This window comes from Streptomyces sp. NPDC021115 (genome assembly GCF_044333065.1).
GTDB lineage: Bacteria > Actinomycetota > Actinomycetes > Streptomycetales > Streptomycetaceae > Streptomyces.
The window spans coordinates 346,810-368,605 of record NZ_JBIRQF010000008.1; the positions used below are offsets into that span (position 1 = coordinate 346,810).

Below are 21,796 nucleotides of genomic sequence, written 5' to 3' on the forward strand. Positions count from 1 at the left end.
GGCAAACTACTTCACGAGCCCCTTCTCCTTGAGGTAGTCGGCCGCGACATCGGCGGGCTTGAGCCGCTCGGCGTCAACTTTCTTGTTGAGTTCGGTGAGATCGGCCGTGGTGAGCACGCGGCCGAGCTTGTTCAGCGCGTTTTCGATCTTGGGTGAACCGGCGGACTTCGCATTCACCACGGGAAGTACGTTGTCGGCATTCTGGAGATTTTTGTCGTCGTCGAGCAGGACCAGTCCGAACTGGTCGAGCGTGGCGTCCGTGGTGGTCGTCAGGACCATCTGGTCCTTGCCGTCCTTGACCGCCTGCTTGGCCTGCACGCTGCCGATGTCCAGCGGGTCGATGCCCGCGATGTCGATGCCGTAGCGCTTCTCCAGACCGGGCTGGCAGAACGGCCGCTTCGGGCATTCGTCCCCCGCGGCCAGCTTGACCTTCTGACCGGACTTTCCGAGATCGGAGAGCGTCTTGAGGTCGTGCTCCTCCGCGAACTTGCCGCTCACCGCGAAGGCGTTCTGGTCGACCGCCTTGCCGACGTCCAGCACCTTCAGCCCGCGCGGCTCGGCGAGCTTCTTCAGCGCCTTCACCGTGGCGTCCACGTCGGAGGAGGCCACGGGCTCGGCATTCGGCCCGTTCTTCTTCTGGTTGAGGAATTCGGCGAGCGTCGCCGCGTACTCCGGTACGACATCCATCTGACCCTTCTCCAGGGCCGGTTCGTACAGTTCGCGGGTGTCCACCGTCTTGATGGAGGTCGAGTAGCCGGCGTCCTCCAGCAGCCCCGCGTACAGCTCGGCGAGGACCTTCGACTCGGCGAAGGAGGCGGTGCCGATCACCAGTGAGCCCTTGCCGGGCTTGCCCGAACTGTCGCCGCCGCCGGACTTCTCCAGGCTCTCGCCGCCGCATCCGGTCGCGCCGACCGCCAGCGCCACGGCGCTCGCCGCCGCCCCCACCACTCTGAAGATCTTGCTCATGGGTTCCCCATCCATAGATATACGTACACACACGTGACGACGGGTTTTACGACGTCAGCGCGGGCGCCTTGGGCGCCTGGTCGGCGGGCGGGCGGCGGAACGCGACCGACCGGCGGCCCGTCCTCCGCCGCATCGGGTCCAGCAGCAGCCCCAGCACCACGAACGCGCCCTCGACCAGCAGCGCGAGCGCCGCGACCAGCACCGCCCCGGCCACCACCTGGGGGGTGTCGGTGAGCCGGAAGCCCGCCGTGATGATCCGGCCGAGCCCGCCCCCGCCGGGCAGCGCCGCCAGCGTCGCGGTGGCGACCACCTGCACCGCGGCGGTCCGTACGCCCGTCATGATCAGCGGGAACGCGAGCGGCAGCTCGACCCGGAGGATCAGCTGGCCACCCGTCATCCCCATGCCCCGGGCCGCCTCCACGACCTCCCGGTCGGCCTCGCTCACCCCGACGTACGCGTTGGTGAGCAGCGGCGGGACGGCGAACAGCACCAGCGCGATGATCGTGGGCCACTGGCCGTGGGTGCCCAGCGGGCTGAGGAGCAGCAGCACCAGCACGGCGAAGGTGGGCACGGCCCGGCCCGCGTTGGAGATGTTGACCGCGATCGCGCCGCCCTTGCCGATGTGGCCGAGCAGGACGGCGACCGGCAGCGCGACCGCGCACGAGATCGCCAGGCAGACGAACGTCAGGAACAGGTGCTGGCCCAGCCGGTGCCACACCCCGTCCCCGCCCGACCAGTGCGATCCGGTGGCCAGCCACTGCCACGCGTCGCCGATGACCCCCAGGCCCATCAGGCCCTCCTCTTCTTGCGCGCCCAGGGCGTCAGCACCCGCTGCACGCCGAGCAACAGCAGGTCCGCCACGACCGCGAGCGCCACGCACAGCACCGAGGCGGTGAGCACCTGCGCCTTGAAGAAGCTGTGCATGCCCTCGTAGATGAGGTTGCCGAGCCCGCCGTAGCCGATGATCGCGCCGACGGTGGTGAGCGAGACGGTGGAGACCGTGGTGATGCGCAGCCCGGCCATCAGGGCGGGCAGCGCGAGCGGCAGTTCGACGCCGAGGAGCAGCCGCAGCGGCCCGTACCCCATGCCGCGAGCGGCCTCCCGCGCGTCCTCCGGCACGGAGGCGAGGCCCGCCATGATGTTGCGCACCAGGATGGTGAGCGAATAGAGCACCAGACCCGTGATCACGACCGCCTGGGACACCCCGAAGACGGGCAGCAGCAGCGAGAACATCGCGAGCGACGGGACCGTGTAGAGGATCGTCGTCAGCCCCAGCACCGGGCCCGCAACGCCCTGGCGGCGGCGGGCCAGCAGCGCGAGCGGAAAGGCGATCACGAGACCGATCGCGACCGACGCGAGGGTGATCCCGACATGCTGAAGCGTCGCGTCCGTCAGCTCCTGACCGCGCGTGCGCACATACTCGCCGCAAATCCATTCGTTACTGATCAGACAGTTCTGGTCCGCCATACGCTCACCTCCCCCGGGCACGTGGTCGTCCAATTCCTGGGTGACCCTATCCCCGGGAGATGACAATCTCGTCCGATCGCCACACAACAGCAACAATGTCTGCCACGAATGCGGCAACAATGGGGAGCCATGATCCGTTTCGAGCATGTCACCAAGCGCTACGCCGACGGCACGACCGCCGTGGACGATCTGTCCTTCGAGGTCGCGGAGGGTGAGCTGGTCACGCTCGTCGGACCCTCGGGGTGCGGCAAGACCACCACGATGAAAATGGTCAACCGGCTCATCGAGCCGACCTCCGGCCGGATTCTGGTGGAGGGCGAGGACATCGCCGAGACCGATCCGGTCGCGTTGCGCCGCCGTATCGGCTACGTCATTCAGCAAGTCGGTCTCTTCCCGCACAAGACCGTGCTGGAGAACACCGCGACCGTGCCGCATCTGCTGGGGTGGCAGCGGAAGAAGGGGCGGGACCGGGCCGCCGAGCTTCTCGATCTGGTCGGACTCGACCCTTCCGTCTACGGCGACCGCTATCCGGACCAGCTCTCCGGCGGTCAGCGGCAGCGGGTCGGGGTGGCCCGGGCCCTGGCCGCCGACCCTCCGGTGCTGCTCATGGACGAGCCCTTCGGCGCCGTCGACCCGGTCGTCCGCGAACATCTCCAGACGGAATTCCTGCGGCTTCAGTCGCAGGTGCGGAAAACCGTGCTCTTCGTGACGCACGACATCGAGGAGGCGGTGCGGCTCGGCGACCGCATCGCGGTGTATGGCTCCGGGCGCATCGAACAGTTCGACACCCCGGCGGCGGTGCTGGGCGCCCCCGCCTCGCCGTACGTGGCCGACTTCGTCGGCGCGGACCGCGGCCTCAAGCGGCTCTCGGTGACCCCCATCGAACCCGGCGACCTCTGGCAGCCCCCCGTCGTCCACCTCGACGACCCGCTCACCAAGGCCGCCGCCCGCCTCGCCTCGGACGGCGCCCGATGGGCCGTCGTCCTGGACGACGCGGACCATCTGCACGGCTGGATCCCGGCGGACTCGGCCGACGGGCCGGACGGGACGGTACGGGATCACGCCCGCCGCATGGAGGCGTGGCTGCCGGTGGGGGCGCCGCTGAAGCAGGCGTTCAGCACGATGCTCCAGCACGACGCGGGGTGGATCGCCGTCCTGGACGGCGACCGCTTCCTCGGCGTCCTCACCCCGGGCCGCCTCCACGAGGCCCTGCGCCGCTCGATCGACGCCGACGCCGGCGGAATCGCCCGAGGCGACGTAAACCTCCAGACGGTCGCCGACACGTAACCCCCACACCGGGCCCAGCCCCACGCCGCGCGTCCAGCAGCCCGCCGCAGGGGGCTGGGCCCGCAGCCAGCCCTCGGCCCCGCCGCGCCCCACGCAGCCCGCCGCGCCTGCCGGACGGGTCTGTCCCCTGTCCCGCCCCTTCCCGAAACCGGGGCAAGCCCCGGACCCCGCGCCCGGTTGCGGGCGGGCGTCGGCTCGCAGCCGGGCCACCCCTGTCGCCGCCCGCACCCGACCAGGGCACACCCGAGTGCGGGCGGTCCGGCCCCGCCGGGGTCCGGGGCGGAGCCCCGGGTTCGGGGAGGGGCGGGGCGGGGAAGGAAACCCGGGTCAGTTGGGGTCGAGGCGGGTGCCCAGCCATTCCAGGGCGGGGGAAACCTCGCGCTTCCAGGTGTTGAAGTTGTGGCCGCCCGTGCCGAGGATCATGGACGAGATGCGGGTCGGCTCGCCGCGGCGGTTCAGGTCCCGCACCTTCGCGACGAACCGCATCGTCGCCCCGTAGTTCTTCTCGCCGCGCTCGCTGCTGCTCACCAGCAGCGAGACCGGCGGGGCGGGGCAGTGGTCGAGGCGCCACATGAGGTCGTTCTCGCGCTCCAGCCGGCGGCTGCCGCCGAAGAGGTCACCGGTGGTCGGGTCGGTGGGGGCCCGGTAGAAGGGGGACAGACCGGCGGCGGCGGATAAGGCGTCGGGGTGGCGCATCGCCATCTTCAGGGCGCAGTAGCCGCCGGTGGAATTTCCGATGACGCCCCAGTTACGGGCCCGGGTGCCCGCCCGGTAGTGCTCGGAGACGGCCTTCGGCACGTCCTTGGTGAAGAAGGTCTCGGTCTGCGGCCCGCCGGGGACGTCCATGCACTCCGTGTCCCGCGGCGGCGCCACCGTGGGCCGCATCATGACCAGGATGGTCGGCTGCATCCTCCCCTCTTTGACCAGCTTCTGGGACTTCTGGGGGTATTTCAGGCCATTGATGAGGGCCTCGGTCGTACCCGGGTAACCGGTCAGCACGAGGGCCGCCGGGAACTGCCGCTCGGCGTACCGGGGCTGGAAGTACTCCGGCGGCAGGTAGACGTACGCTGGACTAGCGATCCGCGAGACCGGGCCCCGGAAGGTGACCTTGTCGATGCGCCCTGCGGTCTCCGGCGACGAGCCGCCGGAGACCTTGAGCTTGCGGGTTTCGGTGACCTTCACCCTGGTGCCGGGGGTGTCATGGTCCACCACCACCCCCACCTCGTCCTCCGTGCCGAGGAGGTCGGACCAGGAGCCGTAGAAGCCGAAAGACTGATTGGCGAACAATCCAAAAGCCGCGAACACCGCCACCTGAGTAGCCAGTAGCATGCCGACCCGGCCCAGCACGGCGGTCACCCCGCGTCCGGCCACCCGCGGCCACAGCCATATCGTGGCCGCGAACAGCAGCACCGCCGCGACGACAGCCATGATCACGACGTTGTTGCTCGTGAGACCCATCACTATCTTTCTGCCGGGCGGCGGTCGTCCGTGCCGCGGGGTGGCGCTCCCGGCGGGAGCCGGGTGCGGAACCCCGCCGCCTCGAACCGCATCTAGATAGACGCAAATCGTGCGGAAGCTGCGTCAGAGAACCAAAGATCCTTTGACCGAAGCGACGGGAATGCGAATGTCTGACAGTCCAGATGCCGAAAAGTCCGGAGGGGTTCCCAACCGGATACGGCGCGTGCTGCGCGGGCCACGGCCGGAGGCGGTCCCCACGGCCGTCGGTACGGCCTGCATGCTGATCGGATTCGTGGACATCGTCTTCCCGCGGCTGAGGCACAGCCGGGTGCACTCGCTGGCGGAGCTGCTGCCCGGCGCGGTCAGCTCGCTGGCCGCCGCGGCGTCGATCGTGGTCGGGCTGCTGCTGCTGATGCTGGCGCACGGCCTGAAGCGGCGTAAGCGGCGCGCCTGGGTCGCGGCGGTGGCGCTGCTGCCGGTCGGCGCGGCAGCCCAGCTGCTGTACCGGCACTCGGTCCTGGGCACCGTCTTCTCGCTCGTCCTCATGCTGGTGCTGATCCGCTACCGCCGTGAGTTCGCGGCGCTGCCCGACCCCCGCAGCCGCTGGAGGGCGCTGGCCAACTTCGTGGTCATGGGCGGGGTGAGCGTCGGGGTCGGACTGCTCATCGTGCGGTCGCACCCGGACACCATCGAGGGTAGTCCGTCGCTGGCGGAGCAGCTGGAGCACGTGCTGTGGGGGCTGTTCGGCTTCGAGGGCCCGGTCGGCTACCGCGACGGCGCGGACTACACCGTCGGCTACTCGCTCGGCGCGCTCGGCCTGCTGACCGTCGCCACCACCGCGTACCTCGCCTTCCGCCCCGAGCACCCGGCCGCCCGGCTGACCCCCTCCGACGAGGAGAGGCTGCGGGAGCTGCTGGACGCCCACGGGCGCCGGGACTCGCTCGGCCACTTCGCGCTGCGCCGCGACAAGGCGGTGATCTTCTCGCCCAGCGGCAAGTCCGCCGTCTGCTACCGCGTGGTCTCCGGCGTGATGCTGGCCAGCGGCGACCCGGTCGGCGACGTGGAGGCGTGGCCGGGCGCGATCGCGGCGTTCATGGAGGAGGCGCGGGCGCACTCCTGGACGCCCGCGGTGATGGGGTGCAGCGAGACCGGCGGCGAGGTGTGGACCCGGGAGACCGGACTGGACGCCCTGGAGCTGGGCGACGAGGCGATCGTGGACGTCGCGGACTTCACCCTGTCCGGGCGCGCCATGCGCAACGTCCGCCAGATGGTCAAGCGCATCGAGCGGGCCGGTTACGCGACGAAGGTGCGGCGCGTCGCCGACCTCGGCGCGGAGGAGCTGGAGACCGTCCGGCGCGCCGCGGCGGACTGGCGGGGCACCGACACCGAGCGCGGCTTCTCGATGGCGCTGGGCCGGATCGGCGACCCGGCGGACGGCGACGCGGTGATCGCCACCGCCCACAAGACCGCCGAGGACGGCGCCGAGGACGGTCCGTACGGAGACCTCAAGGCCGTCCTGCACTTCGTGCCGTGGGGCCGGGACGGGATGTCGCTGGACCTGATGCGGCGCGACCGCAGCGCCGACCCGGGCATGAACGAGCTGCTGATCGTCGCCTCGCTCCAGGCCGCCCCGGCGCTGGGCGTCACCCGGGTGTCGCTGAACTTCGCGATGTTCCGCTCGGCGCTGGCGCGCGGCGAGAAGCTGGGCGCGGGCCCGGTGCTGCGCGGCTGGCGGGGGCTGCTGGTGTTCCTGTCCCGCTGGTTCCAGATCGAGTCGCTGTACAAGTTCAACGCCAAGTTCGGGCCGCGCTGGGAGCCGCGCTTCGTGGTCTTCCGCACCACCCGCGACCTGCCGCGCATCGGCCTGGCCGCGATGCAGGCCGAGGGGTTCGTCTCCCTCGCGCTGCCCCGGCTGCTGCGCCGCGGTCGGCGCGCCGAGCGCAGGCCCTGCGCACACCAGGCCCCGGCCCGCCGCCGCGAACTGGAGCAGGCCGCCTAGGGCGGATCCGAACAAGCACCCCGCCCCCGCGTCCCGCGTCCGGGCTGCCCGTACGTCTAGCCTTAAGGTCATGAGGACGTTGCGCGAGCGGGGCCGAGTGGCCGGACTGCCGGAATGGGACCGGTGTGCGGTCATGGGCGTGGTGAACGTCACGCCCGACTCCTTCTCCGACGGCGGCCAGTGGTTCGACACCGACCTGGCCGTCAAGCACGGTCTGGACCTGGTCGAGGCCGGGGCCGACCTGGTGGATGTCGGAGGCGAGTCGACCCGGCCGGGCGCGGCGCGCGTCGACGAGGCCGAGGAGCTGCGCCGGGTGATCCCGGTGGTGCGGGAGCTGGCTGCGGCGGGTGTCCCGGTCAGCGTGGACACCATGCGGGCCACGGTCGCCGAGCGGGCGGTCGGGGCGGGCGCGCTGCTGGTCAACGACGTGAGCGGCGGCCGCGCCGACCCGGCGATGGTGCCCGCGGTGGCCGCTGCGGAGGTGCCGTTCGTGGTGATGCACTGGCGCGGCCAGTCGATCGACATGAACAACCGGGCGGTGTACGAGGACGTGGTCGGCGAGGTCGTCGCCGAGCTGCGCCACAGCGTGGACCGGGCCGTCGAGGGCGGGATCGCCCCGGAGCGGATCGTGCTGGACCCGGGTCTCGGCTTCGCCAAGGAAGCGGAGCACGACCTGGCGCTGGTGGCGCATCTGGGCACGCTGCGCGAACTGGGCCGTCCGCTGCTGGTGGCGGCCTCCCGGAAGCGGTTCCTGGGCCGGGTGCTGGCCGGGGACGGGGGCGCGCCGCCACCCGCCAGGGCGCGGGACGCGGCGACCGCCGCGGTGACCGCGATCGCCGCGCGCGAGGGCGCCTGGGCGGTGCGGGTGCACGAGGTGCGGGCGAGCGCGGACGCGGTGCGGGTGGCCCGGGCCGTCGAGATGGCCGAGGCCGGGTACCCCGAGAACGTGGCGGACGCGGCGGGAGCGCTGTGACTTCCCTTACGGACAGCGAGCGAGTGGCGCTGGTGAACACCGCCCTGTACGAGGCCATGGAGCAGGGCGACCACGGGGCGCTGGACCGGCTGTGGCTGGATTCCGCGGAGACCGAGGTGTCCTGTGTGCACCCGGGCTGGCCGGTGCTGCGCGGCCGGGGCGAGGTGCTCCGCTCGTACGCGCTGATCATGGCGAACACGGACTACATCCAGTTCTTCCTGACCGACGTCGAGGTGTCGGTGGTGGCCGACACCGCGCTGGTGACCTGCACGGAGAACATCCTCAGCGGCGCCCCGGCCGAGGAGGAGGGGCAGCTGGGCCCGCTGGTCGGGCAGCTGGTGGTGGCCACGAACGTGTTCCGGCGCACCGACGAGGGCTGGAAGGTGTGGTCGCACCATGGCTCCCCGGTGCTCGCGGAGCGTGACGACGAGGGTCCGGAGGGGCCCGATGACGACGACCGGCTGATGCCGGGCTGAGAGCTCTGCTCGGGGCCCTGTTCCCGGCCCCGAGCAGGGCTCCGCGATGGCTCGAATGGGTTCCGTTCGAGCCGTGCGAGGTGCGGGTAGGTGAAGGTGGCGCGGGGCTGTGGGAGGCATCCGCCGCGACCCCGTGGGCATGTGCGGCCGTCATTCGCAGGTAGATTCGAGGAGGTTCCCCGCCGACGGCAGGGGGTCATTGGTGCGCTCCGGACCGGCCGGGGCGTGCCCGCGTAACCGACGACCAGCAGGAGTGATTCGGGTGGATCGTGTCGCGCTGCGCGGCCTGAGGGCTCGTGGGCACCACGGCGTGTTCCCGGAGGAGCGCGAGGAGGGCCAGACGTTCGTCGTGGACCTCGTGCTCGGCCTGGACACCCGTCCCGCCGCCGCCGACGACGACCTGACCAAGACCGTCCACTACGGCGTGGTGGCGGAGGAGGTCGTGGAGGTGGTGCGGGGCGAGCCGGTGGAGCTGATCGAGACCCTGGCCGAACGGATAGCGGACACCTGCCTGAAGCATGATGTGGTGCGCGAGGTCGAGGTCGTCGTCCACAAGCCGCAGGCCCCGATCACCGTTCCCTTCGACGATGTCACCATCACCATTACCCGGAGCCGAGTATGAGCAGCAGCGACCCGACCGTGCAGCCCGTTCCCGCCTCCGTGGTGGAGAAGGTGGACGCCGCCGATGTGACCCTGTCCAACCCCAAACGGGCAGTGATCTCCCTCGGCAGCAACCTGGGCAACCGCCTGGAGACCCTTCAGGGCGCGGTGGACGCGCTGGAGGACACCCCGGGCCTGCGGGTCAAGGCCGTCTCCCCGGTGTACGAGACCGAGCCGTGGGGTGTCGATCCGGGCACCCAGGCGACGTACTTCAACGCGGTGGTGCTGGTGAAGACCACCCTGCCGCCCGTCTCGCTGCTGGAGCGCGGCCACGCCATCGAGGAGGCGTTCGAGCGGGTGCGGGACGAGCAGTGGGGTCCGCGCACCATCGACGTGGACATCGTGGCGTACCAGGGCGTGGTCTCCGACGACCCGCTGCTGACCCTGCCGCATCCGCGCGCCCACCAGCGGGCCTTCGTCCTGGTGCCGTGGAACGACGTGGACCCGCAGGCCGAGTTCCCAGGCCGCGGCAGCGTCTCGGCACTGCTGGACGAGGTGGGCCAGGACGGCGTACAGGTCCGCGGGGATCTGGAACTGCGACTGCCCGAATAGACGTTGACCCGGGTAGACAACCGGGGATGGCAGCTTTACGGATGCATGGAGGGGCGACCGCTCGGTGAAGCAACTTCGGATCAGGGTGCTGGTCGGGCTGTTCGTCGTGGCCGCTGTGGTGTCGTGGGCGGGGGCCCGGCTGTGGGACACGCTGGGCTCGCTGCCGAGCATTCCGGTCGCGGCGCCGATCGTGCTGGCCCTGATCGCGGTCGTGCTGGTCGCGACCGCGCTCTCGCTGCGGTCGCGGCTGCGCGCCCAGCGGGAGCGGGAGCCGGACGCGAAGGGCGTGGACCCGATGGTGGCCGCCCGCGCGGTGGTTTTCGGCCAGGCGAGCGCGCTGGTGGCGGCGCTGGTCGCGGGGATGTACGGCGGGGCCGGGCTCTTCCTGGTCCTGGAGCAGCTGGACGTACCGGCCCGCCAGGACCAGGCCATCTACGCGGGCGCCTCGGTGCTCGCCGGGGCGGGCGTGGTGGCCGCCGCGCTCTTCCTGGAGCGGGTCTGCAAGCTGCCGGAGGACGACGACGAGAACCGGCCAGGGTCGGGCGCCTCGGCACGGGCCTGAGCCCGGCCTGAAACCGACCCTGGCCCGGTGGCCCTGTCCTTGCCCGGCCCGGCCCTGAACGGGGCTCTGGGGGCCGTCAGCGGGCCATGATGAGGCTCATCGCCTCGGCCCGGGTGGCCGGATCGCGCAGCTGGCCGCGCACGGCCGAGGTGAGGGTCTTGGCGCCGGGCTTGCGCACCCCGCGCATGGTCATGCACATGTGCTCGCACTCGACCACGACGATCGCCCCGCGCGGTTCCAGTATCCGCATCAGCGAGTCGGCGATCTGGGTGGTCAGCCGCTCCTGGACCTGGGGGCGGCGGGCGAACACGTCCACCAGCCGGGCCAGCTTCGACAGTCCGGTGATCTTGCCGTCGTGGGACGGGATGTAGCCGACGTGCGCGTACCCCACGAACGGCACCAGGTGATGCTCGCACGAGGACATCACCTCGATGTCCTTCACCAGCACCATCTCGTCGTGGCCCAGGTCGAAGGTGGTGGTCAGGACGTCCTCGGGCTCCTGCCGCAGCCCCGCGAAGATCTCCTTGTACGCGCGGGCCACCCGGCCCGGCGTCTCCCGCAGCCCCTCACGGTCCGGGTCCTCGCCGACGGCGATCAGAAGCTCACGGATGGCGTTCTCGGCGCGCTTCTCGTCGAACACGCCGAGGGTGCTCTCGCCGTCCAGCGTCACGGGGTCCGTCATGGAGCTGCCTCGTTCCTTGTGCACAAATGCGGAATGCCGCGTCCCCCAGGCTAGAACCTGGGTGACGCGGCATTCATTCCGGGTCCTCCCGGGGCCCGTGGAGGCCCTGGGAGGCCGGGATCAGCTCTCGGAGCCGGAGCCCGACTCCTCGGGCCGCTCAGCGCCGTCCTCGGGCGCGGTGGCCTTCGTGAGCGAGGCCGCCGAGGTGGGCTGGGCACCGTTCGCCGGGGCGAGCTCCCGGGGGGAGAGCACCGGCGGGCGGGTGGAGGGCGTACGCCGCGAGGAGCCGGTCCACGCCGGGCGGGCCGGACGCTTCACGATCGGGGCGAAGATCTCGGCGATCTCCTCCTTGTTCAGCGTCTCCTTCTCCAGCAGCGCCAGCACGAGGTTGTCGAGGACGTCGCGGTTCTCGACGAGGATCTCCCACGCCTCGTTGTGCGCGGCCTCGATGAGCTTCTTGACCTCCTCGTCCACCAGTGCGGCGACCTCTTCCGAGTAGTCGCGCTGGTGGGCCATCTCCCGGCCCAGGAACGGCTCGGAGTTGTCGGAGCCGAACTTGATCGCGCCGAGCCGCTCGGTCATGCCGTACTGCGTGACCATCGCGCGGGCCGTCGCGGTCGCCTTCTCGATGTCGTTCGAGGCGCCCGTGGTCGGGTCGTGGAAGACCAGTTCCTCGGCCGCCCGGCCGCCCATCATGTAGGCGAGCTGGTCCAGCATCTCGTTGCGCGTGGTCGAGTACTTGTCCTCGTCCGGCAGGACCATGGTGTAACCCAGGGCCCGGCCTCTGGAGAGGATCGTGACCTTGTGCACGGGATCGCTGTTCGGAGACGCCGCCGCGACCAGGGCGTGACCGCCCTCGTGGTACGCGGTGATCTTCTTCTCCTTGTCGCTCATGATCCGGGTCCGCTTCTGCGGGCCGGCCACGACACGGTCGATCGCCTCGTCCAGGAAGTGGTTGTCGATCAGCTTCTTGTCGCTGCGGGCCGTCAGCAGGGCGGCCTCGTTCAGCACGTTCGACAGATCGGCACCGGTGAAGCCGGGGGTACGGCGGGCGACGGCCGACAGGTCGACGTCCGGCGCGACCGGCTTGCCCTTCTGGTGCACCTTGAGGATCTCCAGGCGGCCCTGCATGTCCGGGCGGTCGACGGCGATCTGCCGGTCGAAGCGGCCGGGGCGCAGCAGCGCCGGGTCCAGGATGTCCGGCCGGTTGGTGGCGGCGATCAGGATGACGCCGCCCTTCACGTCGAAGCCGTCCATCTCCACGAGCAGCTGGTTCAGCGTCTGCTCGCGCTCGTCGTGACCGCCGCCCATGCCCGCGCCACGGTGCCGGCCGACCGCGTCGATCTCGTCGACGAAGACGATGGCCGGGGCGTTGGTCTTGGCCTGCTCGAACAGGTCACGGACCCGGGAGGCACCGACACCGACGAACATCTCGACGAAGTCGGAACCGGAGATCGAGTAGAACGGGACGCCCGCCTCGCCCGCGACGGCGCGCGCGAGCAGGGTCTTACCCGTACCGGGCGGGCCGTACAGCAGCACACCCTTGGGGATCTTGGCACCGACGGCCTGGAATTTCGCCGGCTCCTGGAGGAACTCCTTGATCTCCTGGAGTTCCTCGACCGCCTCGTCGGACCCCGCCACATCGGTGAAGGTCGTCTTCGGCGTGTCCTTGGTGATCAGCTTGGCCTTCGACTTCCCGAAGTTCATCACCCGGGAGCCGCCGCCCTGCATCTGGTTCATCAGGAACAGGAAGACCACGACGATCAGTACGAACGGAAGCAGCGAGAGCAGAATCCCGACGAACGGGTTCTGCTTCGATGTCGAGACGTTGTACCCGTCGGGGATCCCGTTGTCCTTCTGGGCATTGGCCTGAAGGGTCCTGGCGAGGTCGACGCCCTGGTCGCCGATGTAGGTGGCCTGGAGCTTGTTGCTGCCGGAGACCTTGGCGACGTTGTCCTTGAGTTCGACCTTGATCTTGTGCTCGTCGCCGGTCGTCAGCTCGGCGGACTGGACCTGGTTCCTGTTGATCGCCTTGACGACCTGGCTGGTGTCCACCGACTTGTAGCCGCCGGACGAGCCGACGACCTGCATCAACACGACCACGGCGAGGACGGCCAGCACGATCCACATGACCGGCCCACGGAAGTAGCGCTTCACGTCCATCCATACGGGGCGAAACCGCCCCGTCCCTCCTGCCACAGTGAGGCACGGCAGCCCTGGAGGGGCGCCTGTGCGTGCGGTGTATTGCGGTGTATTTAGTGGTGTATGAGCTGTGTAATCCTCAGTCTCGAAAAAGACTGACCTTCGGACGGTACCCCAGCATTGTCACCCGACGCCGCCGTGGAGTGTTAACACATCCGCCTTCCCCTGCTCCAACGGCGGAAAACCGCGCCAGGTTCCCAGGGGAAGACGGTGTGCCTCAGCCGCCGTAGACGTGCGGGGCGAGGGTGCCGACGAACGGCAGGTTGCGGTACTTCTCCGCGTAGTCGAGGCCGTATCCGACGACGAACTCGTTCGGGATGTCGAAGCCGACCCACTTCACGTCGATGGCGACCTTGGCCGCCTCCGGCTTGCGGAGCAGCGTGCACACGTTCAACGAGGCGGGCTCGCGCGAACCCAGGTTCGACAGCAGCCAGGACAGCGTCAGACCGGAGTCGATGATGTCCTCGACGATCAGGACGTGCTTGCCCTTGATGTCGGTGTCCAGGTCCTTGAGGATGCGCACCACGCCCGAGGACTGGGTGCCCGCGCCGTACGACGACACGGCCATCCAGTCCATGGTGACGGGTGTCGAGAGGGCCCGCGCCAGGTCAGCCATCACCATCACCGCGCCCTTGAGCACGCCGACGATCAGCAGGTCCTTGCCCTCGTACTCGGCGTCGATGCGGGCGGCCAGCTCGGCCAGCTTCGCGTTGATCTCTTCCTCGGTGATGAGGACCGACTTGAGGTCGGTGCCCATGTCCTTGTCGTCCACCCGCGCCACTCTCGTTCGACGTAACCGGCTCATCTGGCTCGGGCGGATCAGCCCTGCCGGATGACCAGTCTGCCACCCTCCCGGCGGACCTCGACGCGGCCGGGGAGGTTGATGGCCCGCTGGCCGCGCCAGCCGGTGATCAGCCGGTCGACTTCCTCGATGTGGCGGGCGAAGAGCGAACCGGCGGGCGCGCCCGCGGCGATGGCCGCGCGGCGCAGCACCCGGCGGCGGACGGCGGGCGGCAGCCCGTGCAGGCCGACGGTGTCCAGTTCGACGGCGTCGGCGGCGCCGGACCCGGCCCCGGGGGCGGGGGTCGGGGCGGTGCGCACGACGTCGGCCTCGGCGCGGGCGGCCCAGGCGTCGAGGGCGTCGGCGTCGTCGCGGGAGAGCTGGGCGGTGCGGGCCAGCGCCTCGACGACGCCCTTGCCGAGGGCCTTCTCCAGGACGGGCAGCGCCTCGTGGCGGACCCGGGAGCGGGTGTAGGCCGGGTCCACGTTGTGCGGGTCGTCCCAGACGGGCAGCGACTGGGCCAGGCAGGCCTGGCGGACGGTGTGCCGGTCGAGCTGGAGGAAGGGGCGGCGGTAGCGGCCGCCGGTGCCGGAGACGCGGGCCATGCCGGACAGCGAGCGGGTGCCGGAGCCGCGGGCGAGGCCCAGCAGAACCGTCTCGGCCTGGTCGTCGCGGGTGTGGCCGAGCAGCACGGCGGCGGCGTCGTGGCGTTCGGCGGCGAGGTCGAGGGCGGCGTAGCGGGCGTCCCGGGCGGCGGCCTCGGGACCGCCGTCCCGGCCGACGACCACGGCGACGGACTCGACGGGGGCCAGGCCCAGCTCCCGCATCCGCTCGGCGACCTCGGCGGCGCGCACGTCGGAGCCCGGCTGGAGGCCGTGGTCGACGGTGACGCCTCCGGCGCGCAGGCCGAGCCGGGGGGCCTCGAAGGCGAGCGCGGAGGCGAGGGCCATGGAGTCGGCGCCGCCGGAGCAGGCGGCGAGCACGAGGGGGCGGCCGTCGAGGGAGGCGGAGCCGCGGGGCGCGGGCGCCTGGGCCGGAGCGGCCGGGGATCCCGGGGAGGACGCGGCGGACGGCGCGGAGGCGGGGGCGGCCGGGAAGTCGATCAGGAGGTCGTGGAGGACGCGGCGGACCGCCAGGCGTATCGCGGCGACCGCTGGATGGGGACCCATGTCCGTTTCCCATCTGTCATGCGAGGGGGTGCCTCGGGGGAGCGTGCGAGATGTCGTCACGCGGGGGGATTCGTCACGCTGTGTATGTCGATGGTGACAGAAGCGAGCTGTTCCCCGAGCATCGCACGCCTACCCGCCGTCAACGGTCCCTCGGACGAGTGATTAACGGGAGCATTCATCCGTTCCCAAGTGAGCCGGTTTCACGACTCTGCCTTACGGTGCACCCGCGCGACCCACTCCGCGGGTTTGCTGATCTCCGACTTGGTGGGAAGCGTGTTCGGCGACGTCCAGACCCGGTTGAAGCCGTCCATGCCGACCTGGTCCACCACGGACCGTACGAACCGCTCACCGTCACGGTACTGCCGCAGCTTGGCGTCGAGCCCCAGCAGCTTGCGCAGCGCCTGGTCGAGCCGTCCCGCGCCGCTGGCCCGCCGCTTCTGGAACTTCTCGCGGATCTCGGCCACGGTGGGCACGACGTCCGGCCCGACCCCGTCCATCACATAGTCCGCGTGCCCCTCCAGCAGCGACATCACGGCGGTCAGCCGGGCCAGGATCTCGCGCTGGGCCGGGGTCTGGACCAGCTCGATGATGCTGGGCGAGCCACCGCGCTCCGCGGCCTCCTCGCCGTCCGGCCGCCCGCCGCCCAGCGACTGGACGGCCTCCCGGATCCGCTCCAGCAGGGTGGCCGGATCCACGTCGGTCTCGCCCAGGAACGCCTGGATCTCGGACTCGATGTGGTCGCGTAGCCAGGGCACCGCGGTGAACTGCGTACGGTGCGTCTCCTCGTGGAGTGAGACCCACAGCCGGAAGTCGTGCGGGGCCACGTCCAGCTCGCGCTCCACATGGACGATGTTGGGGGCCACCAGCAGCAGCCGCCCGCCGCCCGCCGCCCCCGCGGGCAGCTCACGGCTGGCGGGCGCGAAGGTCTCGTACTGGCCGAGCACCCGGGACGCCAGGAACGACAGCAGCATCCCCAGCTCGACGCCGGTCACCTTGCCGCCCACCGCGCCCAGCACCGCCCCGCCGGGCAGCCCGCCGCGCCGGTCCTGCATCTTGCCCAGCAGCGGCGACAGGATCTGGCGGAAGCCCGCGACATTGGCCCGGATCCAGCCCGCGCGGTCCACGACGAGGACGGGGGTGTCGGACGCCGGGCCGCCGGGGACGGCCATCCGGGTGAAGGCGCGTACGTGCTCCTCCGACGATTTCGCGTGCCGCCGCAACTCCGCGACGACCGCGCGCGCCTCGTCCCGGCTCACCTCGGGGCCCGGGCGCACCAGCCGGGTCGCGGTCGCGACGGCCAGGTTCCAGTCGACCATCTCCACACCACCGATGCTCGTCATGGCTTCACGGTACGTGGCTCGCGCCCCATCCGGGAGGAGACGGGTCCCCCGCACACGCGGCCGCACCCGGCCCGACCGGGCGACGCGTCACCCCGGGCCCACCCCATCGCGCTCCCGCCTCACCGGCATCCGCAGTTGGCGAGCGCCGAGGCCATGGTGTCCAGGGCGCGCTGGGCGCCCTGCGGGTCGGTGGTGCCGTTGGTCATGAAGGCGAAGACCAGCAGCCGCCCGTCGGCGTCGACGACGCTGCCCGCCAGGGTGTTGACCCCGGTCAGGGTGCCGGTCTTGGCGCGCACCACGCCGCGGCCGACGGTGTCCGCGCCGTAGCGGGTGCGCAGGGTGCCGCTGAATCCGGCCACCGGCAGCCCGGTGAGCAGCGGCCGCAGCTCGGGGTGGCCGATGTCCGCGGCCCGCACCAGCACCTGGGCGAGCAGCGCGGCGGAGACGTGGTCCTCGCGGTCGAGCCCGCTGCCGTCCGCGATCCGGGCGCCGGAGAGCGGCAGCCGGAGCTTCTTCAGCCGGGCGGTCACGGCCTTCGCCGCGCCGTCGAAGCTCGCGGGCTCACCGGAGGCGACGGCGGTCTGCCGGGCCAGGGCCTCGGCGATGTCGTTGTCGCTGTTGGTCAGCATCCGCTCGACGAGCGCGGACAGCGGCTGGGAGCGGACGGTGGCCAGCGCCCCGGGGTGCTTTCCGGCCTCCTGGGGCCGCGGGTCCCCGGTCACCTTCACGCCGCGGTCGCGCAGCAGCGAGGCGAACGCTCCCGCGGTGTCGGCGGCGGGGTCCTCGGCGCGCGCGGCCGGGCCGTGGTCGCTGTCGTCCATGCGGCCCTCGTCGGCCATCAGCGGGGTGACGGGCGAGATGTTCTCGTTGGGGCCGATGGGGTGCAGCTTCGGCCCCGAGTACAGCGAGGTGTCGTACCCGAGCCGGACCGACGCCGTGCCGCGCTTCTTCAGGGCGCGGGCGGTGCCGTCGGCCAGGGCGCGCAGCGAGGCGGGGCTGTCGGTGCCCTTGGCGGCGCGGGCGGTCAGGGTCGGGTCGCCGCCGCCGACCAGCACGATGCCGCCGTCGCCTCCCTGGACGACGGTGGTCTTGATCCGGTGGTCGGGGCCGAGGGTGGAGAGCGCGGCGGCGCCGGTCGCCAGCTTGATGGTCGACGCGGGCACCACGGCGTCCTTCGCGCCGGTCCCGAACACCTGCTGGCCCGTCGTCACGTCCACGACGGACGCCGAGCGGTCGGCGCCCAGCGCCGGGTCGTCCAGCAGCGGTTCCAGGGCGTCGGCCAGCCCGTTGCCGGTGGGCGGCGGGACCGCGTCCTCGCCGCTGTCCGGCGACGGCACCGCGCCGGGCGCGCCGAGGGCGGCCAGCACGGGCGCGGCGCTGGGCGCCGACGTACCGGGGTGACGCTCGCCACCCGCCGCCGGGCCCCGGGCCGCGCGGGCCCGTTCGGCCGTACGCTGGCCGGTGTCCCAGGGCCCGGCGACGAGCACCGATCCGGCCGCGACGGCCAGGCCGACCGTGCCGGAGACGGCCACCAGCCGCCAGGTACCGCGCTGTTGGGGCGGGGTGCGCTCCCAGCGCACCCGGGTCCGGCTGCCGCGCCAGCGGGTCCGGAGGCGTTCGTGGAGCGGTTCCCGGACCGGGGCGTTCCACCAGCGCTCGCGAAGCCGTTCGAGCGCCCGGCCCGGGCCGCGGAGCCGGGCGCGGCGCCACTGGTCCCGCACGAGGGTCCGCCCGCGCGCGAGCAACTCCCTGAACTGCCGTGATCTGGCTTCAGGCACGACGGACCAGCCCCTTTCGCCACCACACACCTGCGTGGGGGACACTTAATCACCAGACGTATGTGTTGATCATGGAGGAGCCACCCGTGGAGTTCGACGTCACCATCGAGATCCCGAAGGGTTCGCGGAACAAGTACGAGGTGGACCACGAGACGGGGCGCATCCGTCTCGACCGTCGGCTCTTCACTTCGACCAGTTACCCGGCGGACTACGGCTTTGTCGAGAACACCCTCGGCGAGGACGGCGACCCGCTGGACGCCCTGGTCATTCTCGACGAGCCGACGTTCCCCGGCTGCCTGATCAAGTGCCGTGCGATCGGCATGTTCAGGATGACGGACGAGGCGGGTGGCGACGACAAGCTGCTGTGCGTGCCCGCGTCTGACCCGCGGGTCGAGCATCTGCGTGACATTCACCACGTGTCCGAGTTCGACCGCCTGGAGATCCAGCACTTCTTCGAGGTCTACAAGGACCTGGAGCCCGGCAAGTCGGTCGAGGGGGCCAACTGGGTGGGACGCGCCGAGGCCGAGGCCGAGGTCGAGGCCTCCATCAAGCGCCTGGAGGCGTCCGGCGGCCACTGAGCCCCGACTCCCGAACGCACCCCGAACGGGCCGGTCTTCAGGACCGGCCCGTTCGCGTTTTCGCAGGTCGGAGCGGGATGGCCGCGGGTCAGAAGCCGCGGGTGCGCTTGGCCGCGCGACGGCCCGAGGGGTCGTCCCCGCTGCCCGGGATCCTGAGGAACAGCCGGGCCGCCTCGCCACCCAGGTTCACCCCGATGGCGATCGCCAGGGCCAGTGCCGCCGCCTGGGTGAGATGCGGGATGCCGCGGTCCAGATTTCCCTGGGCGAGCGCGAGCAGTCCGAAGTACGTCGCGCTACCGGGCAGCAGCGGTCCGATGGCCGCCGTGACGTACGGCAGCGCGGACACATAGCGGTAGCGGGAGAGCAGCTGCGCGAAGAGGCCGACCAGCCCGGCGGCCACGGTCGTGGCGGCGACCGGCGGCACCTTCGCGGTGTCGGCGAGCGCGCCGTAGACCACCCAGGCGACCCCGCCGTTGAGGGTGGCGAACAGCACGGTGTGACGTTCCTGCTGGAGCAGGATGCAGAACGTCAGCGCCAGCAGCATCGCCGCCAGGGTCTGGGTGACCGGCCGCACGTCGTGGCCCAGCGCCGCCTCCGGGTTCAGCTTGGCGTTCAGCTGGAGCCCGCCGTACAGCACGGTCAGCACGCCGCAGACGATGCCGACGATCAGGTAGCCGACCTCCAGCAGCCGGGCGGCGGCGGTGATGTAATACCCGGTCAGCCCGTCCTGGACGCTCGCCACCAGGGCCCGCCCGGGGATCAGCGCGAACAGCCCACCGGTGATCACCGCGGACGACTGGAGCCCCGCGCCCAGGAGGCTGAGCGCGATCCCGATCACGGCGGGCGGCATCGCGGCGACCACGAACTGGTAGAACTCCGGCAGTCCGCGCCCGGACGCCAGCCACGCCAGCCGGTCGCCGAGTATCGCGCCCATCGCCGCCGCGAAGAACATCGGCCACGCGCCGCCGACGAGCATGCTCGCCGCACCGGCCAGCCCGCCCGCGGCCACGGTGAGCGCCCAGCCGGGGTACGGGTGGCGGTTACGGCGTATCTCGGCGAGCCGCCGGTACGCCTCCTCCAGCGTGAAGTCCTGCTGCGAGGTGATGTCGTCGACCAGCCGGAAGACCGCGGCCAGCCGGGTGTAGTCGGTGCCCCGGCGGCGCACCGTACGGCTCGCGGTGACCGGGTCGTCGACCAGCGAGGGCTGGTAGCTGACCGACAGCAGGGTGAACGTCACGGTCGGCTCGCAGCGGTCGAGCCCGTACGCGTGCGCCACGCCGAGCATCGCCGCCTCGACGTCCTCGGCGCCCTCGCCGCCCGCGAGGAGCAGCTCGGCGATGCGGAGCGTGAGATCGAGCACACGGGGGACGGCGGGCCCCGTGTCGTCCTGCGAATCGGCGCGCTCGGCGGGCGTCGGACGCTCGCTGATCGGCATCCGCAGCATCGTGCGCATCCGGTCCTGCCAGGGCGAATCCTTGGTCAGCCGGACCATGGGTATGCCGTTCGGCGGTGTGAAGGCCGGGAAACCGCCGGTGGTCTGGTTGACCGAGGTGGTGACCCCGGGGGGCGGTACGAAGGCCGAGCTCTCCAGCTCGGGCCCGGTCAGTTCGGCCGCCAGCCCCTCGGGGATGGCGAACTCCGAGGTCGGGTGCTCGCCATCGGGCGAGGGCGGCCTCGGTACGCCCTGGGGCGGGGTGAAGGCGCTGTGCGCCTCGTCGGACTGCGGCTTGCGGTTCTCCGCCGTATCCACGTCCTGCGTGCCCGCGACACGCTGCCCGTACTGTCGGTCCGACCCCACTCTTCCTCGCTCCTCGACCGCCTCCCCGTGCACTCTTCCAGCAGCCACGATGCAACATCGACGGCCACCGGAACCCCATTGTGCGGGGAGGTGGCCGCCGAGTGGGAGTGGGGGCAGTGTGCGCGACGGGTGTGTAGTGGAGTGACGCCTGTGAAGTGAGGGTGAAGATCCGTGCCGGAACGGAACGCCGGGGCCCGGAACGCCGTCCGGTCAGCGCTTGGCGTGGCGGCCGCGCGCGCCCTGGTCGGCCGACGGCCCGGCCGGTGCCTCGGCGGCCGCCTTCTTGGACTGGCTCCGGGCCCGCAGGAACTCGATCACGATCGGGATGACGGACAGCAGGACGATCCCGACCAGGATCAGCTCGATGTGCTTGTGGACGAAGTCGACCTTGCCGAGCGCCGCGCCCAGCAGGGTGACGCCGGTGCCCCACAGCACACCGCCGACGATGTTGAAGATGATGAAGGAGCGGTAGTTCATCCGGCTCACGCCCGCGATGATCGGCGTGAACGTCCGCACGATGGGCACGAAGCGGGCCAGGATCAGCGACTTCGGGCCGTGCTTCTCGAAGAACTCGTGCGCCTTCTCCACGTTCTCCTGTTTGAAGAGCTTGGAGTCCGGGCGCTTGAACAGCGCCGGGCCGACCTTCCGGCCGAAGAGATAGCCGACCTGGTCACCGACGATCGCCGCGACGGCGACACCCACGCACACCAGCCACAGCTCCTGCTTGATCACATCGGTGGTGACCAGCAGGCCGGTGGTGAACAGCAGCGAGTCGCCCGGCAGGAAGAAGCCGATGAGCAGGCCGGACTCCGCGAAGACGATGGCCAGCACGCCGAGCAGCCCGAAGGTTTCGATCAGATAGTCCGGGTCCAGCCACTGAGGGCCGAGCGCGAGGGTGGTCACGGGTCACAGGCTCCTGGGTCGAGGGGTGCAGGCTCGTGCTCGTGCGAGGCCCGGCCGCAGGGTCGGGTACGGACTGACTGCGGGGTATCGCTTCGCAGTGTGCCGCCCAAAGCTATCAACGCCATGTGCGTGCCCATGGTTCCCGCTGTCCCCTCGCCCTCCCCG

20 protein-coding genes are annotated in these 21,796 nt (G+C 71.3%); 8 read left to right on the forward strand and 12 right to left on the reverse strand.

The annotated features are described in order from the left end of the window. Window positions 1-6: 6 nt before the first annotated feature. The 3 genes from ACH4TL_RS25845 to ACH4TL_RS25855 are packed head-to-tail and all read right to left on the reverse strand — an operon-like array spanning window position 7 to window position 2,433. Window positions 7-966 (reverse strand): ABC transporter substrate-binding protein, encoded by a 960-nt coding sequence (locus ACH4TL_RS25845; protein ID WP_398318827.1) that lies wholly within the window; start codon window positions 964-966, stop codon window positions 7-9. A 46-nt stretch (window positions 967-1,012) separates the two neighbouring features. Beyond that, window positions 1,013-1,750, reverse strand: coding sequence for an ABC transporter permease (locus tag ACH4TL_RS25850; protein WP_398319684.1), 738 nt, complete (start codon window positions 1,748-1,750; stop codon window positions 1,013-1,015). A 5-nt stretch (window positions 1,751-1,755) separates the two neighbouring features. After that, window positions 1,756-2,433 carry an ABC transporter permease gene (locus ACH4TL_RS25855; RefSeq protein ID WP_398318825.1) on the reverse strand — a complete coding sequence of 226 codons (678 nt, stop codon included), beginning with the start codon at window positions 2,431-2,433 and terminating at the stop codon, window positions 1,756-1,758. A gap of 129 nt (window positions 2,434-2,562) precedes the next feature. On the opposite strand from ACH4TL_RS25855, the gene ACH4TL_RS25860 reads away from it, so the two are divergent. Further along, the gene (locus ACH4TL_RS25860) at window positions 2,563-3,720 is read left to right on the forward strand and encodes a betaine/proline/choline family ABC transporter ATP-binding protein (RefSeq protein WP_398318822.1); all 1,158 of its coding nucleotides are present in this window, start codon (window positions 2,563-2,565) and stop codon (window positions 3,718-3,720) included. 327 nt (window positions 3,721-4,047) lie between these two features. On the opposite strand, the gene ACH4TL_RS25865 is transcribed toward ACH4TL_RS25860, so the two are convergent. Further along, window positions 4,048-5,178, reverse strand: a complete 1,131-nt coding sequence (locus ACH4TL_RS25865; RefSeq protein ID WP_398318819.1) for an alpha/beta hydrolase — start codon at window positions 5,176-5,178, stop codon at window positions 4,048-4,050. Between the two features lie 166 nt (window positions 5,179-5,344). Here ACH4TL_RS25865 and ACH4TL_RS25870 point away from each other — a divergent pair, with 166 nt between their 5' ends. From ACH4TL_RS25870 to ACH4TL_RS25895, 6 genes are all read left to right on the forward strand, one after another. Beyond that, window positions 5,345-7,177: a phosphatidylglycerol lysyltransferase domain-containing protein gene (locus ACH4TL_RS25870; protein ID WP_398318816.1), complete on the forward strand. Its 1,833-nt coding sequence runs from the start codon at window positions 5,345-5,347 to the stop codon at window positions 7,175-7,177. A 70-nt stretch (window positions 7,178-7,247) separates the two neighbouring features. Next, complete coding sequence (gene folP, locus ACH4TL_RS25875; RefSeq protein ID WP_398318813.1) at window positions 7,248-8,150, forward strand: dihydropteroate synthase; 903 nt, start codon at window positions 7,248-7,250, stop codon at window positions 8,148-8,150. Continuing rightward, entirely contained in the window at window positions 8,147-8,626 is a 480-nt protein-coding gene (locus tag ACH4TL_RS25880; protein ID WP_398318810.1) for a nuclear transport factor 2 family protein, read from the forward strand. The genes folP and ACH4TL_RS25880 overlap by 4 nt, the downstream gene beginning before the upstream one ends. 262 nt (window positions 8,627-8,888) lie before the next feature. Beyond that, entirely contained in the window at window positions 8,889-9,248 is a 360-nt protein-coding gene (gene folB / locus ACH4TL_RS25885) for a dihydroneopterin aldolase (RefSeq protein ID WP_398318807.1), read from the forward strand. Next, window positions 9,245-9,838 carry a 2-amino-4-hydroxy-6-hydroxymethyldihydropteridine diphosphokinase gene (gene folK, locus ACH4TL_RS25890; protein WP_398318804.1) on the forward strand — a complete coding sequence of 198 codons (594 nt, stop codon included), beginning with the start codon at window positions 9,245-9,247 and terminating at the stop codon, window positions 9,836-9,838. Before folB ends, folK begins: the two co-directional genes overlap by 4 nt. A 64-nt stretch (window positions 9,839-9,902) precedes the next feature. After that, the gene (locus tag ACH4TL_RS25895) at window positions 9,903-10,400 is read left to right on the forward strand and encodes a DUF3180 domain-containing protein (protein WP_398318801.1); all 498 of its coding nucleotides are present in this window, start codon (window positions 9,903-9,905) and stop codon (window positions 10,398-10,400) included. Between the two features lie 76 nt (window positions 10,401-10,476). On the opposite strand, the gene folE is transcribed toward ACH4TL_RS25895, so the two are convergent. From folE to dacB, 6 genes are all read right to left on the reverse strand, one after another. After that, window positions 10,477-11,082 carry a GTP cyclohydrolase I FolE gene (gene folE / locus ACH4TL_RS25900; RefSeq protein ID WP_398318798.1) on the reverse strand — a complete coding sequence of 202 codons (606 nt, stop codon included), beginning with the start codon at window positions 11,080-11,082 and terminating at the stop codon, window positions 10,477-10,479. A 120-nt stretch (window positions 11,083-11,202) separates the two neighbouring features. After that, on the reverse strand, window positions 11,203-13,245 hold the full coding sequence (gene ftsH / locus ACH4TL_RS25905; RefSeq protein WP_398318795.1) for an ATP-dependent zinc metalloprotease FtsH: 2,043 nt from the start codon (window positions 13,243-13,245) through the stop codon (window positions 11,203-11,205). Window positions 13,246-13,501: 256 nt separating this feature from the next. Further along, window positions 13,502-14,041, reverse strand: a complete 540-nt coding sequence (gene hpt, locus ACH4TL_RS25910; RefSeq protein WP_398319681.1) for a hypoxanthine phosphoribosyltransferase — start codon at window positions 14,039-14,041, stop codon at window positions 13,502-13,504. A gap of 62 nt (window positions 14,042-14,103) precedes the next feature. Beyond that, a complete protein-coding gene (gene tilS, locus ACH4TL_RS25915; RefSeq protein ID WP_398318792.1) occupies window positions 14,104-15,234 on the reverse strand; it encodes a tRNA lysidine(34) synthetase TilS in 1,131 nt (376 codons plus the stop codon). Window positions 15,235-15,434: 200 nt separating this feature from the next. After that, complete coding sequence (locus ACH4TL_RS25920; RefSeq protein WP_398318789.1) at window positions 15,435-16,574, reverse strand: zinc-dependent metalloprotease; 1,140 nt, start codon at window positions 16,572-16,574, stop codon at window positions 15,435-15,437. A 119-nt stretch (window positions 16,575-16,693) separates the two neighbouring features. Next, window positions 16,694-18,352, reverse strand: coding sequence for a D-alanyl-D-alanine carboxypeptidase/D-alanyl-D-alanine-endopeptidase (gene dacB / locus ACH4TL_RS25925; protein WP_398318786.1), 1,659 nt, complete (start codon window positions 18,350-18,352; stop codon window positions 16,694-16,696). Between the two features lie 86 nt (window positions 18,353-18,438). On the opposite strand from dacB, the gene ACH4TL_RS25930 reads away from it, so the two are divergent. Beyond that, complete coding sequence (locus ACH4TL_RS25930; RefSeq protein ID WP_009716864.1) at window positions 18,439-18,930, forward strand: inorganic diphosphatase; 492 nt, start codon at window positions 18,439-18,441, stop codon at window positions 18,928-18,930. 88 nt (window positions 18,931-19,018) lie between these two features. Here ACH4TL_RS25930 and ACH4TL_RS25935 read toward each other — a convergent pair whose 3' ends face one another. Then, window positions 19,019-20,728: a threonine/serine exporter ThrE family protein gene (locus ACH4TL_RS25935; protein WP_398318783.1), complete on the reverse strand. Its 1,710-nt coding sequence runs from the start codon at window positions 20,726-20,728 to the stop codon at window positions 19,019-19,021. A gap of 210 nt (window positions 20,729-20,938) precedes the next feature. Continuing rightward, window positions 20,939-21,631: a DedA family protein gene (locus ACH4TL_RS25940; RefSeq protein ID WP_398318780.1), complete on the reverse strand. Its 693-nt coding sequence runs from the start codon at window positions 21,629-21,631 to the stop codon at window positions 20,939-20,941. Window positions 21,632-21,796 lie beyond the last annotated feature (165 nt).

Bases quoted from the DNA above. Each gene is read 5' to 3' on its own strand.
- ACH4TL_RS25920 (WP_398318789.1), bottom strand. From the start codon at position 16,574: ATGACGAGCATCGGTGGTGTGGAGATGGTCGACTGGAACCTGGCCGTC.
- ACH4TL_RS25855 (WP_398318825.1), bottom strand. From the start codon at position 2,433: ATGGCGGACCAGAACTGTCTGATCAGTAACGAATGGATTTGCGGCGAG.
- ACH4TL_RS25865 (WP_398318819.1), bottom strand. From the start codon at position 5,178: ATGGGTCTCACGAGCAACAACGTCGTGATCATGGCTGTCGTCGCGGCG.
- ACH4TL_RS25870 (WP_398318816.1), top strand. From the start codon at position 5,345: ATGTCTGACAGTCCAGATGCCGAAAAGTCCGGAGGGGTTCCCAACCGG.
- tilS (WP_398318792.1), bottom strand. From the start codon at position 15,234: ATGGGTCCCCATCCAGCGGTCGCCGCGATACGCCTGGCGGTCCGCCGC.
- folK (WP_398318804.1), top strand. From the start codon at position 9,245: ATGAGCAGCAGCGACCCGACCGTGCAGCCCGTTCCCGCCTCCGTGGTG.
- hpt (WP_398319681.1), bottom strand. From the start codon at position 14,041: ATGGGCACCGACCTCAAGTCGGTCCTCATCACCGAGGAAGAGATCAAC.
- ftsH (WP_398318795.1), bottom strand. From the start codon at position 13,245: ATGGACGTGAAGCGCTACTTCCGTGGGCCGGTCATGTGGATCGTGCTG.
- folE (WP_398318798.1), bottom strand. From the start codon at position 11,082: ATGACGGACCCCGTGACGCTGGACGGCGAGAGCACCCTCGGCGTGTTC.
- ACH4TL_RS25860 (WP_398318822.1), top strand. From the start codon at position 2,563: ATGATCCGTTTCGAGCATGTCACCAAGCGCTACGCCGACGGCACGACC.
- ACH4TL_RS25845 (WP_398318827.1), bottom strand. From the start codon at position 966: ATGAGCAAGATCTTCAGAGTGGTGGGGGCGGCGGCGAGCGCCGTGGCG.
- folP (WP_398318813.1), top strand. From the start codon at position 7,248: ATGAGGACGTTGCGCGAGCGGGGCCGAGTGGCCGGACTGCCGGAATGG.